The 13,626-nt window shown below is 52.5% G+C and carries 11 protein-coding genes; 9 read left to right on the top strand and 2 right to left on the bottom strand.

From position 1 onward, the window contains the following. Positions 1–24: 24 nt before the first annotated feature. Positions 25–2,292: a T9SS type B sorting domain-containing protein gene (locus tag ACAW75_RS04145; protein WP_370727412.1), complete on the bottom strand. Its 2,268-nt coding sequence runs from the start codon at positions 2,290–2,292 to the stop codon at positions 25–27. A gap of 176 nt (positions 2,293–2,468) precedes the next feature. Between ACAW75_RS04145 and rlmD the strand changes: the two genes are divergently transcribed. The 7 genes from rlmD to rplT all read left to right on the top strand — a co-directional run bounded on the left by rlmD (position 2,469) and on the right by rplT (position 9,911). Further along, positions 2,469–3,917 (top strand): 23S rRNA (uracil(1939)-C(5))-methyltransferase RlmD, encoded by a 1,449-nt coding sequence (gene rlmD / locus ACAW75_RS04150; RefSeq protein WP_370727413.1) that lies wholly within the window; start codon positions 2,469–2,471, stop codon positions 3,915–3,917. Positions 3,918–4,030: 113 nt separating this feature from the next. Then, a complete protein-coding gene (locus ACAW75_RS04155) occupies positions 4,031–4,939 on the top strand; it encodes a class I SAM-dependent methyltransferase (RefSeq protein ID WP_370727414.1) in 909 nt (302 codons plus the stop codon). A gap of 123 nt (positions 4,940–5,062) precedes the next feature. Then, positions 5,063–6,268 carry a tetratricopeptide repeat protein gene (locus tag ACAW75_RS04160; RefSeq protein WP_370727415.1) on the top strand — a complete coding sequence of 402 codons (1,206 nt, stop codon included), beginning with the start codon at positions 5,063–5,065 and terminating at the stop codon, positions 6,266–6,268. 107 nt (positions 6,269–6,375) lie between these two features. Further along, positions 6,376–8,334, top strand: a complete 1,959-nt coding sequence (gene thrS, locus ACAW75_RS04165; RefSeq protein WP_370727416.1) for a threonine--tRNA ligase — start codon at positions 6,376–6,378, stop codon at positions 8,332–8,334. A gap of 158 nt (positions 8,335–8,492) precedes the next feature. Beyond that, positions 8,493–9,050: a translation initiation factor IF-3 gene (infC, locus tag ACAW75_RS04170; protein ID WP_370727417.1), complete on the top strand. Its 558-nt coding sequence runs from the start codon at positions 8,493–8,495 to the stop codon at positions 9,048–9,050. Positions 9,051–9,219: 169 nt separating this feature from the next. Next, on the top strand, positions 9,220–9,417 hold the full coding sequence (gene rpmI, locus ACAW75_RS04175; RefSeq protein WP_370727418.1) for a 50S ribosomal protein L35: 198 nt from the start codon (positions 9,220–9,222) through the stop codon (positions 9,415–9,417). 152 nt (positions 9,418–9,569) lie between these two features. Then, on the top strand, positions 9,570–9,911 hold the full coding sequence (gene rplT, locus ACAW75_RS04180) for a 50S ribosomal protein L20 (RefSeq protein ID WP_207327564.1): 342 nt from the start codon (positions 9,570–9,572) through the stop codon (positions 9,909–9,911). A gap of 88 nt (positions 9,912–9,999) precedes the next feature. Here rplT and ACAW75_RS04185 read toward each other — a convergent pair whose 3' ends face one another. Next, a complete protein-coding gene (locus ACAW75_RS04185) occupies positions 10,000–10,467 on the bottom strand; it encodes a nuclease A inhibitor family protein (protein ID WP_370727419.1) in 468 nt (155 codons plus the stop codon). 183 nt (positions 10,468–10,650) lie between these two features. Between ACAW75_RS04185 and ACAW75_RS04190 the strand changes: the two genes are divergently transcribed. Continuing rightward, positions 10,651–11,202: a hypothetical protein gene (locus ACAW75_RS04190; RefSeq protein WP_370727420.1), complete on the top strand. Its 552-nt coding sequence runs from the start codon at positions 10,651–10,653 to the stop codon at positions 11,200–11,202. A 348-nt stretch (positions 11,203–11,550) separates the two neighbouring features. Next, positions 11,551–13,488 carry a molecular chaperone DnaK gene (dnaK, locus tag ACAW75_RS04195; RefSeq protein ID WP_370727421.1) on the top strand — a complete coding sequence of 646 codons (1,938 nt, stop codon included), beginning with the start codon at positions 11,551–11,553 and terminating at the stop codon, positions 13,486–13,488. The last annotated feature ends 138 nt before the right edge of the window (positions 13,489–13,626 follow it).

Genomic DNA, 13,626 nt, shown 5'->3' on the forward strand with positions numbered 1-13,626 from the left:
GGCTTTGTACCAATCAGGCGCTGATCAGCGCATAATCATGAGGGTGCCTTTGTAATTACGGGGCCCGAATAGAACTGTGTAGTAATAGACGCCAGCCGGGTAATCAGGTGCATACCAACGGAAAGCGCGATCGGTTGACTCGAATACTGATTTTCCCCAGCGGTTATAGACCGTTACACGCTCAAATCGGTCAGAACAGGTTTCGACAGGTACGTTCAGTAAGGCGAAGTAATCATTCTTCCCATCGTCGTTCGGGGTGATCGTATTCGGAATTTTCATATCGTCATAGTTGATCACCGGCGTTCGCAGCTTCAGCACAACACTGGTTGTATCCGTATTTTTTGGCTGACAACTACTGTCTGTATTCGCGAAATCGAGCGTGAACGTTGCCTCGCTTTTTCCCTGCAGGACTGCGCAGGTCGCCTGCCAGGAGAAGACCGACTGCAATTCGGGGCGCCCGGTTTTATTGGCAAAGCTCATACCCGTACTGGCTAACGAAAATCCCCGTCCGGCCCCCGTCAGTCGCAGGGTATCGGCCTGGTCGGGGTCGTTGCCGAAGACGGTAAAGCGCACGCCACCCACCGCAGTGTCGGCAGGCGACACGACCAACTCGATCACCCGGCTGGGCAGCGAGGTTCGTATGCTGGGTGGCTGGCTGGCTACGCCCTGCGCCATTAGCCGAACGGTAGTCGTGTCGCGGCGTTCAATACCGCATTTCTTGTTGATGGCAATGAAATCGACGATATAGTCGGTTTTAGATGCCTGCGAACAGGTTGGCTTCCAGACAAACGGACTCGATACCGTGCCGGTGCCAGACTTAGGCGAAAAGGTCATGCCGGCGTTGGCCAGATCAAATCCGCGCCCGACTGCCTGTATCGTCACGTCGCCATTCTGCGCATCTTTGCCGAACCCATTGAAGGTCAATGACGTACCTACCGTAATTGTCGATTGACTATTTCGTAAATCGGTGCTCGCAGCGGGTTTGGTGGCAGAAGTTGCCTTCACCAGTACCTGAATAGTCAGGGTCGAGGTGAGCCCCTGCGGGCATCCATTATCCGTGGCTTTGATTTGTAGCGTAACGGCGTTCCCATTGTTGTACAAGGCGCAGGCATCAAAGCAGAACTGCGCGGTTGTGGTATCTCGGCCCGTTCGTGATACCAGTACGCCGGGTGTTATAGCCAGTCCGGCCAGCGATCCGCTTCCGTTCGCAATCGAGATCGTCTGGTTGGCATTAGGATCTGTTACGAATAAGGTCAGGCAAGCGTTATCGGTGTCGTTTAGCGTCAACAACGTTCCTTCTTTATAAAAGCTGCTGGCGCCCTGCGCCTTCATCAGCAACACCGGCGGATCATTCACCGGGCAGTCGATCGCCTTCAATTGATAATCCCGTCGGACACGCCCAATGGCCACTCCTTTTCTGTACTCCACTACTTCGACGGAAAACACGTACAGTCCAACCCGATTCGCGGTGACATTGAGAATGCCTGTTCGTGGATTGACCTGAAGGGGTATGCTACCCGGTATGGCGTTGGCGGCCGAATAGCCAGCACTCCAGCTGACCGTTGGGTATGGGCCTGCGAAAAAACGGGGCGCAGTCAGTCCCGCACCAACGCCCGGATTGGGGTTATTCCGATCACTGTATCCGTTGTAGGGGGTAACCAGTGAATAGACAAGGCTGTCGCCATCGGCATCTTTAGCCGAAAAATCGAACGTGAAGGGCCGGTTCAGGCAGATGTAGTCTCCTTTAGGCAGCGTGAATACAGGCGATGAATTGTACACCGCGGTCGCGGTAGCCGAGATGGCCGGAAATTCAAGGTAAAAAGCATCGGCGGCATCACCCGGATTAGCAATATTCACGATACCTGCGTTGCGGCAGCAGCGTTCCCAACTGATGTAATACCCGCCCGGATCATTAAACGCCTGTGGATTGAGCGTCAGGTCGAGGCCGTAACGGATCAGCCGGGTGCTCTGGGTAGACTGGGTGCAGTTAGGAAGCGTCGAGGCAATCAGTTGCGAGCTGGTCTGGGGCAATTCAATACCGGACAGGAATACGTTATCCCGTTTTCGGAACACACCCAGCACGACCGTAAGGTCTTCAGCGCCTGGGTTACCGGTAAGCTGATCAAAATAAAGGTTCAGGTTGAGTCGATGCGTATACGTTCTACCTGTGCCAAGGTATTGTAATTCTATTTCACCACCCACTATATGAGTGGCTTTTACAGCTCCCGGCAACAACCCAAACAGGCCAACAAAGAGCAGGAACTGGAAAAATGGACGGTAATGTTGAGTCATACAAATTGGGGCAGGGTACACTTGGTCCGATAACGGATGCTTAATTTAGCGGTTTATCTCGAAAGAAATGGCTAGTGAATATAGCTTCGCGGCCATCATTCTCAAGGAGAATACTATTAATCAGCTACTTACCAGTAGCCACATCCAGTAGGTCATTCCAGCGACCTCATTTTTTAATGCGCCGTCATAAACACAAACAACCACAGCTTATTGCCAACCTTCTGGTAGCCGACGTAGCCGCCGAGGGTAAGTGCATCATCAAAACCGACGAGGGTGTCATCTTTGTAGAAGGTCGCCCCGGCTACCCGATGCCCGCCCCCGGCGATTTGGTTGATGTTAAAGTGGTCAATCAAAAGAAACAATACCGTGAAGCCGTTGTCGAGCGGATTGTAACGCCCTCGCAGGTACGTACCCAGCCGTTCTGCGAGCATTTTGGCATCTGTGGAGGCTGTAAATGGCAGCACATCCAGTATGCGGAGCAGCTACGCTTCAAGCAGCAACAGGTCGTTGACCACCTTACGCGTATTGCCAAGGTTCCGTTGCCGGATTTTCAACCAATTGTTGCGGCAGAACCAACGCAGTATTACCGGAACAAACTCGAGTTTACGGTGGCCGCCGGTCGTTGGCTCACCCAGACCGAAGTCGACGCTGGCGAGCGCATGGATTTTCGTGCTGTCGGTTTTCACGTGCCAGGCCGGTTCGACAAGGTGTTGCCGATCAACCACTGTTACCTGCAACCCGACCCCTCGAATGACATTCGCCTGACAGTGGCCGATTATATGTTTGCCCACAACCTGGCCGCCTATAACCTGAAAACGCACGAAGGGTACCTCCGTACGCTGATCATCCGAACGGCCGACACCACCGGTCAGGTGATGGTGACGATGCAGGTAGCCCAGGATCACCCCGATACACTGGCGGCGCTGCTCGATCACCTCCGCGAACGTTTTCCGCAGATCACGTCGCTCAATTACATCATCAACAAGAAGAAGAACGATAACTACGGCGATCAGGAGGTGATCAACTATGCCGGAACGCCTTACATTGAGGAACAGATGGTTTCGTCGGCCAATCATCCGCCCCTCACCTTTCGTATCAACGCCAAGTCATTCTACCAGACAAATGCTATTCAGGCACATGCGCTCTACAGTATTGCCCGCGACATGGCTGGCCTGACGGGCAACGAACTAGTCTATGACTTATACACGGGCACGGGCACTATCGCCCTGTTTGTGGCGCGGGAAGCCAGGTACGTTGTTGGTATTGAGTATGTAGAAGCTGCCGTAGCCGATGCGCACGTGAACGCGGACGTAAATGGTATCACCAATACTTCTTTCCACGCCGGTGATATGAAACTATTGCTGACCGACGAGTTTTTCGCGCAACACGGTCGGCCCGATGTAGTGATCACCGACCCACCCCGTGCCGGGATGGATGAAGCCGTGGTTCGTCAGCTACTGAAAGCCGGCCCCGAAAAGATCGTTTACGTTAGCTGCAACACCGCCACCCAGGCCCGCGACATTGCCTGGCTCGACGAAGCCTACCGCGTTGCAGCCGTTCAGCCCGTCGATATGTTTCCGCATACCCACCATGTCGAGAATGTGGTTCTTTTAATGAAAAAATAGTTTCAGGTTTCAAGTTTCAGGTTTCAAGTGGCTTCGCTTATTCGCTATTCTGTAGTTAAGCGAAGCCACTTGAAACTTGAAACCTGAAACTTGAAACCTGAAACTCCCTTACTATGACCCTACTCACCCCATCTGCCTGGCCCGATTATGAACTGATCGACTCGGGCGATTTCATGAAACTGGAACGATTCGGTTCATATATACTGGCCCGGCCCGAACCACAGGCCATCTGGGACTGCTCACTGTCAGAGGCTGAGTGGGAACAGCTGGCTCATGCCACGTTTCGGCGCGACAGGCAATCGCCCGAGCGGGGCGACTGGCTACGACTGAAACCCATGCAGGACCCCTGGACGGTTCGTTTCAATCAGCAAGGTCTCGACCTCACGTTGAAACTCGCCCTGACATCTTTCAAACACGTTGGTCTATTCCCCGAGCAGGCTGCCAACTGGACCTATATTCACGAGGCCGTCAGGGCCTTGCCCATCGAAAAACCACGCGTACTGAATCTATTTGCCTACACGGGTGGCTCCTCACTAGCCGCCCGTCAGGCGGGTGCCGACGTTACGCACGTCGACTCGGTGAAGCAGGTTATTTCGTGGTCGCGGGAAAGCATGGAGATGAGTAAGCTGGACAATATTCGCTGGGTGGTTGAAGATGCCGTAAAATTTGTACGGCGCGAGGAACGTCGAGGTAATACGTATCACGGCATCATCCTGGACCCACCCGCTTATGGCCGGGGTCCTGATGGTGAAAAGTGGGTACTTGAAGAGCAGTTGAATGAGCTGCTGAAGACCTGTGCGGCACTACTCGACCGTCAGGATTTCTTTTTCATTATCAATCTCTATTCGCTCGGGTTTTCAGCGCTCATACTAGACAACCTGATGGCCCAATGCTTCGGCAACCCCGCCAAAGCGGGGCAAGCTCCGCGTTACGAACAGTCTGGTGAGCTTTTCCTGACCGATTCGCATCAGAAACGACTTCCACTGGGCGTTTTCTCTCGTTTTTCTTCCGTAGATTTGTAAAAAAGTTTACTGTTTGCTGTCTTCTGTTTTCAGTTGCGCTGCCAGCAACCAGTATTCTAAGTCTGCAACGCAACTGAAAACAGACGACAGCAAACAGTAAACTACAATTGCTTTGGGGACATTTTGCGGTACATATTGATCCTGTTGGTGGTAGCCACTCTGGCGTCGTGCAGTAGCGGCGACCGGCGGCTTTCGCGTATACCACCCCTCCCCCAGGCCTCCGACAGCGCCCAGACAGCCAATACGCTTCGTGCGCTCAGTCGCGCCATTAATCAGTCCTCTTCAGCTACTGCGTATGCGAAACGGGCGGTGGTGCTCTTATCGTTGGGCCGCACCGGCGAAGCACTGGACGATATCGACGAGGCCATATCCAGAAACAACAGTACGGGCTTCTTCTTCCTGGTCAGAGCTCAGGTGATGCGGGCCCTGAAAAAGCCGGACCGGGCTTTCGACGACGCACAACGGGCCGAGATTCTGGGCATCAGTTCGCCAGAACTGTTTACCCTGATTGGTGATGTGCTGCAACAACAGGCGCAATACCCTAAAGCTAAACTATACGTTGCCAAAGCCTTACAAATGGCTCCCTACGACGGGGAAGCCCATTTTTATAGCGGTCTGATGGCTGCCAAACAGGGGGACACAGTTCAGGCGTTGGCCCAGTACCAGCAGGCATTACAGCTGAAACCACGCTTCCTGCCCACCTACAATGAACTGACGGCCGTCTATCGATCGCTGGGTGATTTGAACACTGCCTTGACCTACAATGAGAAAGCCATGCAGTACTTCCCGATCAATGCCGAACTGCTGTTTCAGCGGGGCATGATCTACCAGTACGCAGGCCGGGCCGACAGTGCGCTCACTGCATTTCAACGAACAGTGACGCTACAACCTGATTACGTGCAGGCCTATTTTCAGGCTGGTCTGATTTTTGACCGTTTTCGTAACTATGGAGCCGCGCTGACTAACTTTGAGCAGGTGCAGAAGCGGAACCCAACCTTCCCCCGAATTGATTTCTATGTAGCACATGGCGCAGAAATGACCTACCAGTGGGATAGGGCGCTGACACTGTATACCAGCGCGTTGCAGAAAGACCCCGGCGACCAGGCTGCCCAGTTTGGTATATGGCGCGTACAGAAACGCCAGCAACAGGCAACGGCATCGTATGATGACTATTTACTGCCGTCAGGACGACCAGAAACGGGCATTTTACAAGCGCCGGGCGGGCGAACCCTCGATACCAGCCGGATTCGTATTGCACCCATCCAGCCACGAACTCGAATTCATTCGACGAATGACTCGACCTTTACTGTGAAAAAGATTGATAAATAAAGTTCACTGTCTTCTGTTTCCTGTCTTCCGTTGCGCTGCTTGATCACAACTATTGATCAAGCAGCGCAACGGAAGACAGGAAATAGAAGACAGTGAACAGAAAGACTATGACAACTCAGGATATACAATTACAGGTAGCACTGCCCGACGGCAGTGTCCGTGAGTACCCGGCCGGCTCGTCGGGGCTCGACGTGGCCCTTGGCATCAGCGAAGGACTGGCCCGGAACGTACTGGCCGCTAAAGTGAATGGAAAAGTGCAGGATGCAACCCTGCCGATTGATACACCAGCCGACGGCAATCCGGTGTCGGTTCAATTACTGACCTGGAACGATCTGGAAGGTAAATCGACCTTCTGGCATTCATCGGCCCACCTCTTGGCCGAAGCACTGGAAGCACTGTACCCCGGCATCAAATTTGCGATTGGCCCACCCATCGAAAATGGCTTCTATTACGATGTCGATTTTGAAGGCAAGCACTTCTCGCAGGATGACTTCAAGAAAGTTGAAGACAAGATGCTGGAACTGGCCCGGCAGAAAAATGCCTACGAGCGTAAGTCCGTCAGCAAAGCCGATGCCATTGCCTATTTTGAAGAGAAGGGTGACCCGTATAAGATCGATTTGTTACAGGGCCTGGAAGACGGCAGCATCACCTTCTACACACAGGGTAACTTTACGGACCTTTGCCGGGGGCCACACATCCCTAATACGGGCTTCATCAAAGCGGCGAAGCTGATGAACGTGGCTGGTGCTTACTGGCGTGGCGACGAGAAAAATAAGATGCTGACCCGCATCTATGCCATCACGTTTCCGAAGCAAAAAGAGCTGGATGAGTACCTAACCCTGCTTGAAGAAGCGAAAAAGCGTGATCACCGGAAGCTGGGTAAAGAGCTTGAACTGTTTGCCTTCTCAGAAAAAGTAGGGCAGGGTTTACCACTCTGGCTACCGAAGGGTGCGCTCATTCGGGAGCGACTGGAAAGCTTTCTGCGAAAAGCGCAGGTACGTGCCGGGTATTCGCCGGTAGTAACGCCGCACATCGGCAGCAAGCAGTTGTACGTAACGTCAGGCCACTGGGAGAAGTATGGCGAAGATTCGTTCAAGCCCATTTTGACCCCGGATGTAGGCGAGGAGTTTCTGCTGAAACCGATGAACTGCCCCCACCACTGCGAAATTTACAAGACAAAACCACGCTCTTACCGGGACCTGCCGTTGCGACTGGCCGAATTTGGTACGGTGTACCGGTATGAACAGTCGGGTGAACTGCACGGACTGACGCGGGTACGTGGTTTCACCCAGGATGATGCGCATATTTTCTGTCGGCCCGATCAGGTCAGTGAAGAGTTTATGAAAGTGATCGACCTGGTGCTGTATGTCTTTAAAGCCTTAGGCTTCAACGACTATAGTGCTCAGGTATCGCTTCGTGACCCGGAGAATGGCACCAAGTACATTGGCTCGGATGAGAACTGGGAGAAAGCAGAAGCGGCCATCATCAACGCAGCGAACGCGAAAGGGCTACCCACTGTTATGGAGAAAGGCGAGGCCGCCTTTTACGGGCCAAAACTTGACTTTATGGTGCGCGACGCCCTCGGTCGCAAATGGCAGTTAGGCACCATCCAGGTCGATTATAACCTCCCCGAACGCTTTGAATTGGAATACACAGGAGCCGATAACCAGAAGCACCGGCCCGTTATGATTCATCGCGCTCCTTTCGGCTCAATGGAGCGGTTTATTGCCATTCTGATTGAAAACACAGCCGGTAATTTTCCACTCTGGCTATCACCTGATCAGATTGCAGTATTGCCCATCTCAGAGAAATATGAAGCCTATGCCAATGACCTTTTCCTGACGTTACAGGAGAATGACATCAGAGGCTTCGTGGATGTACGCGATGAGAAAATTGGCCGCAAAATTCGTGATGCAGAGGTAGCCAAAGTGCCTTTCATGCTTATTGTCGGCGAAAAAGAGCAGGCAGAAGGGCGCGTATCTGTACGGCGAAAAGGTGAAGGGGATCTCGGCAGCATGACTGTTGCTGAATTTTCGGCGCTATTCCACGAGCAAGTGAAAGTATAGTTTCAGGTTTCAGGTTTCACGTCTCAGGTTTCAAGTGCTCCGCTTTATCGACAGACGTTGACAAAGCGAAGCACTTGAAACCTGAGACGTGAAACCTGAAACTTTACCCTTTCCATTTCGTTTACCAAACCAACCAGTAGTCACATTAACCAAACCATATGGCATTACCCCAACGGAGACCACCCCGTCGCGTGGTGGAAGAACCCTACCGAATTAATGAACGCATCCAGGCTCGCGAGGTGCGTGTTGTCGGCGAAAACGTCGAGCAAGGCATTTTTGGCATTCAGCAGGCCCTGGCCATTGCCAAAGCCCAGAGCTTAGATCTGGTGGAGATTTCACCAAACGCGACCCCTCCGGTTTGCCGCGTCATCGACTACTCGAAATTCAAGTACGAGCAGAAGAAGAAGCAAAAAGAGATTAAGTCGAACGCTCAGAAAGTAGTGATCAAAGAAATTCGCTTCGGCCCGAACACGGACGATCACGACTTTGATTTCAAACTGAAACACGCGTTGACCTTCCTGAAAGAAGGGGCGAAGGTGAAAGCTTACGTTCACTTCGTCGGTCGGTCGATCGTGTTTAAAGATCGGGGTCTTCAAATTCTCGAGCGTTTCTCAAAAGGACTCGAAGACGTCGGCAAAATTGAGCAGGAGCCTAAGCTAGAAGGCAAACGCATGATCATGTTCCTGGCACCCAAAGCGGTACAGGTGAAGAAATAGAGGAAGGGAGGAAAGGGAGAAGGGAGGAACGGAGAAAAGGTAGCTTCGCTCAGGTACGTTATGTACCAAGGCTACCTTTTCTCCGTTCCTCCCTTCTCCCTTTCCTCCTTTTGTTGTACCTTTGCGGCCTGTTTATTTAACGCGACCGGCGTACCGGCCTAATTCAATCATGCCAAAGCAAAAAACCAACTCGGCTGCCAAAAAGCGTTTCAAGCTGACCGGCACCGGAAAACTCAAGCGGAAGCACGCCTTCCACTCACACATTCTGACCAAGAAAACCACGAAGCAGAAGCGTAACCTCGTTCACTCGTCGACCGTACACCCGACGAACGAGACACGCATCAAAGCCCTGCTGGGTCTGTCTTAGTCTATTTTTCGGTTATCTATTTCACCCGACAAAAGGCACAAAAGAGTAAGCAGTAGCAGTTTATAGAATGCAGTTTTTCGGCAAACAACCTGCCAACTGCTGCCGCCAACTGCCCACTATGTTTACCGCCCGCGTCAAAAAAAGCAAACACAATGCGTTCAGTCAATCACGTCGCCTCACGGGCACGTCGCAAGAAAATTTTAAAACTGGCCAAAGGGTTCTATGGCCGTCGTAAAAACGTTTGGACAGTGGCGAAAAACGCCGTTGAAAAAGCGTTAGGGTATTCATACCGTGACCGTAAAGCCAAGAAACGCGATTTTCGCGGTCTTTGGATTCAACGGATCAACGCAGGTGCCCGCCAACACGGAATGTCGTATTCTGTGTTTATCGGTGCCCTGAATAAATCAGGCATTGAATTGAACCGGAAAGTACTGGCCGATCTGGCTATGAACCACCCGGAGGCCTTCAAAGCGGTTGTCGACCAGCTTAAATAAACAGAGCGTACCCATACAAAACCCCGGCTGACTCAGCCGGGGTTTTTTGTTTTTAAACCATAAGGTTTCAGAAACCTTATAGGTTTAGCTATGTCTCTATCACTTTTGTCTTCAACCCTGCGCGCGGCTCACCTTCCTTCGGTTTGCCCAGCAGATAGATGTCTATTTCGGTTTGGCCCACACGGAAAACCTGACGATCAGTAAGGGTTGTTTCTAGGTACGTCTTTAGCTTCTGAAACTGATCGGCTTTAGCTTTTTCTTCGTCACCAAACCAGTCTTCGATGGTAACGACCGGTTCCCAGAACTCGGCTTCGGTGATTTCTTCTACGTAGTTGGACGGCGGCAGCATCAACCAATCTTTGATGTGGCTGACCGTTAGCGGTTCTGCCATACGCAGGTACGTGTCTACGGGCTCCAGTGGCTCATCAGACTCGCTGGGGTATAACAAATCGGTTAAGAGGGGGGTTACCTGTTGAGCAAAAGGACTTGTTTCCGACTCTGGTTGAGCCGTTGAGTTCGATTCAGGTACGTTACTATCTGATGGGTCGGTCGTCATAGGTGTGCGTTGATCAGGTACTGTAAAGTAACAGCTTCGTACCGATTATCCGCCGTCAGTAGTAAGCCAATCCGTTAAAAAGCCAGGCCTACTCTGATTTTTTATAAGCATTTCTTCTCAAGTCGCTACATTTGGTAGCTAAACTAACTTTAACCAATAGTCAATTCTTTCCCAACCAAGATCATGTTCGAGACCTTAATGAACCTTGTCCAGCAGAATGCAGGCAGTGCTATTGTCAATAACCCTGCTATTCCGAACGAACACAACAACGCCGCGATGGAAACGGTGGTGCAAAGTATGCTGGGTGGCCTTACCCAGCAGGCGCAGGGCGGTGGCCTGGGCAACCTCCTTGGCATGGTTGTCAACGGAGGTGGCAATGTACAGGACAATCCGGTGACCCAGGGTGTCCAGCAAAACGTTGAGCAAAGCCTGATGCAGAAACTCGGCATTTCGCCACAGGTTGCCATGTCGGTGGCTGGTGCGCTGGTGCCCGTTGTGCTTGGCAAGCTGATGCACAAAGCCGCTGACCCGAACGATTCGAGCGTTGATGGCAACACCATTATGGGCGCTGCTACCGGACAGCAGGGCACCGACTGGATGGGGATGGCCGGATCGGCAATGGCTGATGGCAAACTGGACATGAACGACCTGATGCGCGTGGCAGGTAGCCAACTAGGCGGCGGCGGTGCCGGTGGTCTTGGTGGCATGCTGGGGGGCCTGTTTGGCGGCAAATAACAACAGTAATACGTTGCCCTACGTTAAGGGTGCCTGAGAAAGCCCGTGGTTTCAACTACGGGCTTTTTTCATGTACCAATGTGCAGGCCACCTAAAAGGCAATGTACCCGAAGCAGCGACTGCCAACTACTACTGCCACCACTCCCTACCCCCTGTCATTCCGGCCCGTTACGTTGATTTTGACTGCCAATCTGTCACAAAACCAAACAAAAAAGTCGACTGGCATTTTGCTTGATGTAGGAGTGATAACCGGTTTCTTTGCTAGAAGCCGATCGATCATTAACCACAGCATAAACTCTAAACAGCATCTGACTACCGCGCCCGATGCGGTGGTTTAATTAACCAAATATGGGAAAGATCATAGGCATTGACTTAGGCACCACCAACTCGTGCGTAGCCGTGATGGAAGGGAACGAACCCGTTGTTATTCCAAACAGCGAAGGCCGTCGGACCACACCATCGGTAGTGGCGTTTATGGACAACGGCAATGGCGAGCGCAAAATTGGTGACCCCGCCAAACGTCAGGCCATTACCAACCCACAAAACACCATTTCATCCATCAAGCGGTTCATGGGCAAGCGTTTCAACGACGTGGCCAACGAAACCAGCCAAATGGCGTACAGCGTAGAGCGTGGTCCGAACGACACCCCCCGCGTTCGCATTGGCGACCGCCAATATACGCCTCAGGAAATTTCGGCACTCATTCTGCAAAAGATGAAGCAAACGGCCGAAGATTATCTGGGACAGACAGTAACAGAAGCCGTCATTACCGTACCTGCTTACTTCAATGACGCCGAACGTCAGGCCACGAAAGAAGCGGGTCAGATTGCCGGTCTCGACGTAAAACGGATCATTAATGAACCAACCGCAGCGGCCCTTGCCTATGGTCTTGATAAGACGAGCAAGGACATGAAGATCGCCGTGTTTGACCTCGGTGGCGGTACGTTCGATATCTCGATTCTGGAGCTGGGTGATGGCATCTTCGAAGTAAAATCGACTGACGGTGATACCCACCTGGGTGGTGACGACTTCGATCAGGTGATCATTGCCTGGCTGGCGCAGGAGTTCATCAACGACGAGAACATTGACCTGCGGAAAGACCCAATGGCGCTGCAACGCCTGAAGGAAGCCGCCGAAAAAGCGAAGATCGAATTGTCGAGTTCCTCATCGACAGAGATCAATTTGCCCTACATCATGCCTGTAAACGGCATACCCAAGCACCTTGTCCGCACGTTGACCCGGGCGAAATTCGAGCAACTGGCCGATTCACTGATTCAGCGTAGCCTGGAGCCTTGCCGTCGCGCCCTGAAGAACTCAGGTTTAAGCGCCAGCCAGATCGACGAAGTGATTCTGGTGGGTGGCTCGACCCGGATTCCGAAAGTGCAGGAAGAAGTAGAGAAACTGTTCGGCAAAAAACCGTCGAAAGCCGTTAACCCCGACGAGGCGGTAGCCATTGGCGCAGCTATTCAGGGTGGGGTATTGACGGGTGAAGTAAAAGACGTACTGCTGCTCGACGTTATTCCACTCTCGCTGGGTATCGAAACCATGAACGGTGTGTTCACCAAAATGGTAGAGGCCAACACCACGATTCCGACCAAGAAAACGGAAACGTTCTCGACGGCATCAGACAACCAGCCGAGTGTGGAGATCAACGTCTTGCAGGGCGAACGGCCAATGGCGGCTCAGAACCGTCAGTTAGGCCGGTTCATCCTATCGGATATTCCACCAGCACCGCGGGGCGTTCCTCAAATCGAAGTAACGTTCGACGTAGATGCCAACGGTATCCTGAACGTAACGGCCCGCGACAAAGGCACCGGTAAAGAGCAGAAGATTCGGATCGAAGCCAGCAGTGGCCTCACCGACGCTGAGATTACCCGGATGCGCGAAGAGGCGAAAGCCAACGAAGCATCGGATAAGGCTGAGCGCGAGAAAATCGAGAAAGTAAACAGCGCCGACTCGATGATTTTCCAGACCGAGAAACAGCTGAAAGATTACGGCGATAAACTGTCGGCTGGTAATAAAGAGGCCATCGAAAGCGCCCTGACGCAACTGCGGTCTGCCCACGGTTCACGTGACGTGGCCGCGATCGACACGGCCATGGAAGCGATCACGGCTGCCTGGAATGCCGCTTCGCAGGAAATTTACGCCGCCACGCAAGGTCAGGATGGTGGCGCCAACCCGATGGATGGTTTCGCCGGACAGCCCGGCGGCGGGCAGCCAAACGGCGCTCAGAACCAGCCTACGGACGGCGACGTATCGGACGTTCCTTACGAAGAAGTGAAATAAGTTTCAAACCTATAAGGTCTTTTAGCGGGCCTTATAGGTTTGAGTTTAGTAAGAAAGCCCCTGCTCAATCAGCAGGGGCTTTTCCGTTGCCTGGTGGGTACGTGGTGCTGCGAATATCTTCGCTGTTTTTCCGCGAAG

Origin of the sequence: Fibrella arboris (assembly GCF_041321095.1) — a bacterium.
Taxonomy (GTDB): Bacteria; Bacteroidota; Bacteroidia; order Cytophagales; family Spirosomataceae; genus Fibrella; species Fibrella arboris.

Bases quoted from the DNA above. Each gene is read 5' to 3' on its own strand.
- ACAW75_RS04185 (WP_370727419.1), bottom strand. From the start codon at position 10,467: ATGACGACCGACCCATCAGATAGTAACGTACCTGAATCGAACTCAACG.
- rpmI (WP_370727418.1), top strand. From the start codon at position 9,220: ATGCCAAAGCAAAAAACCAACTCGGCTGCCAAAAAGCGTTTCAAGCTG.
- ACAW75_RS04155 (WP_370727414.1), top strand. From the start codon at position 4,031: ATGACCCTACTCACCCCATCTGCCTGGCCCGATTATGAACTGATCGAC.
- rplT (WP_207327564.1), top strand. From the start codon at position 9,570: ATGCGTTCAGTCAATCACGTCGCCTCACGGGCACGTCGCAAGAAAATT.
- ACAW75_RS04190 (WP_370727420.1), top strand. From the start codon at position 10,651: ATGTTCGAGACCTTAATGAACCTTGTCCAGCAGAATGCAGGCAGTGCT.
- ACAW75_RS04145 (WP_370727412.1), bottom strand. From the start codon at position 2,292: ATGACTCAACATTACCGTCCATTTTTCCAGTTCCTGCTCTTTGTTGGC.
- thrS (WP_370727416.1), top strand. From the start codon at position 6,376: ATGACAACTCAGGATATACAATTACAGGTAGCACTGCCCGACGGCAGT.
- infC (WP_370727417.1), top strand. From the start codon at position 8,493: ATGGCATTACCCCAACGGAGACCACCCCGTCGCGTGGTGGAAGAACCC.
- dnaK (WP_370727421.1), top strand. From the start codon at position 11,551: ATGGGAAAGATCATAGGCATTGACTTAGGCACCACCAACTCGTGCGTA.
- rlmD (WP_370727413.1), top strand. From the start codon at position 2,469: ATGCGCCGTCATAAACACAAACAACCACAGCTTATTGCCAACCTTCTG.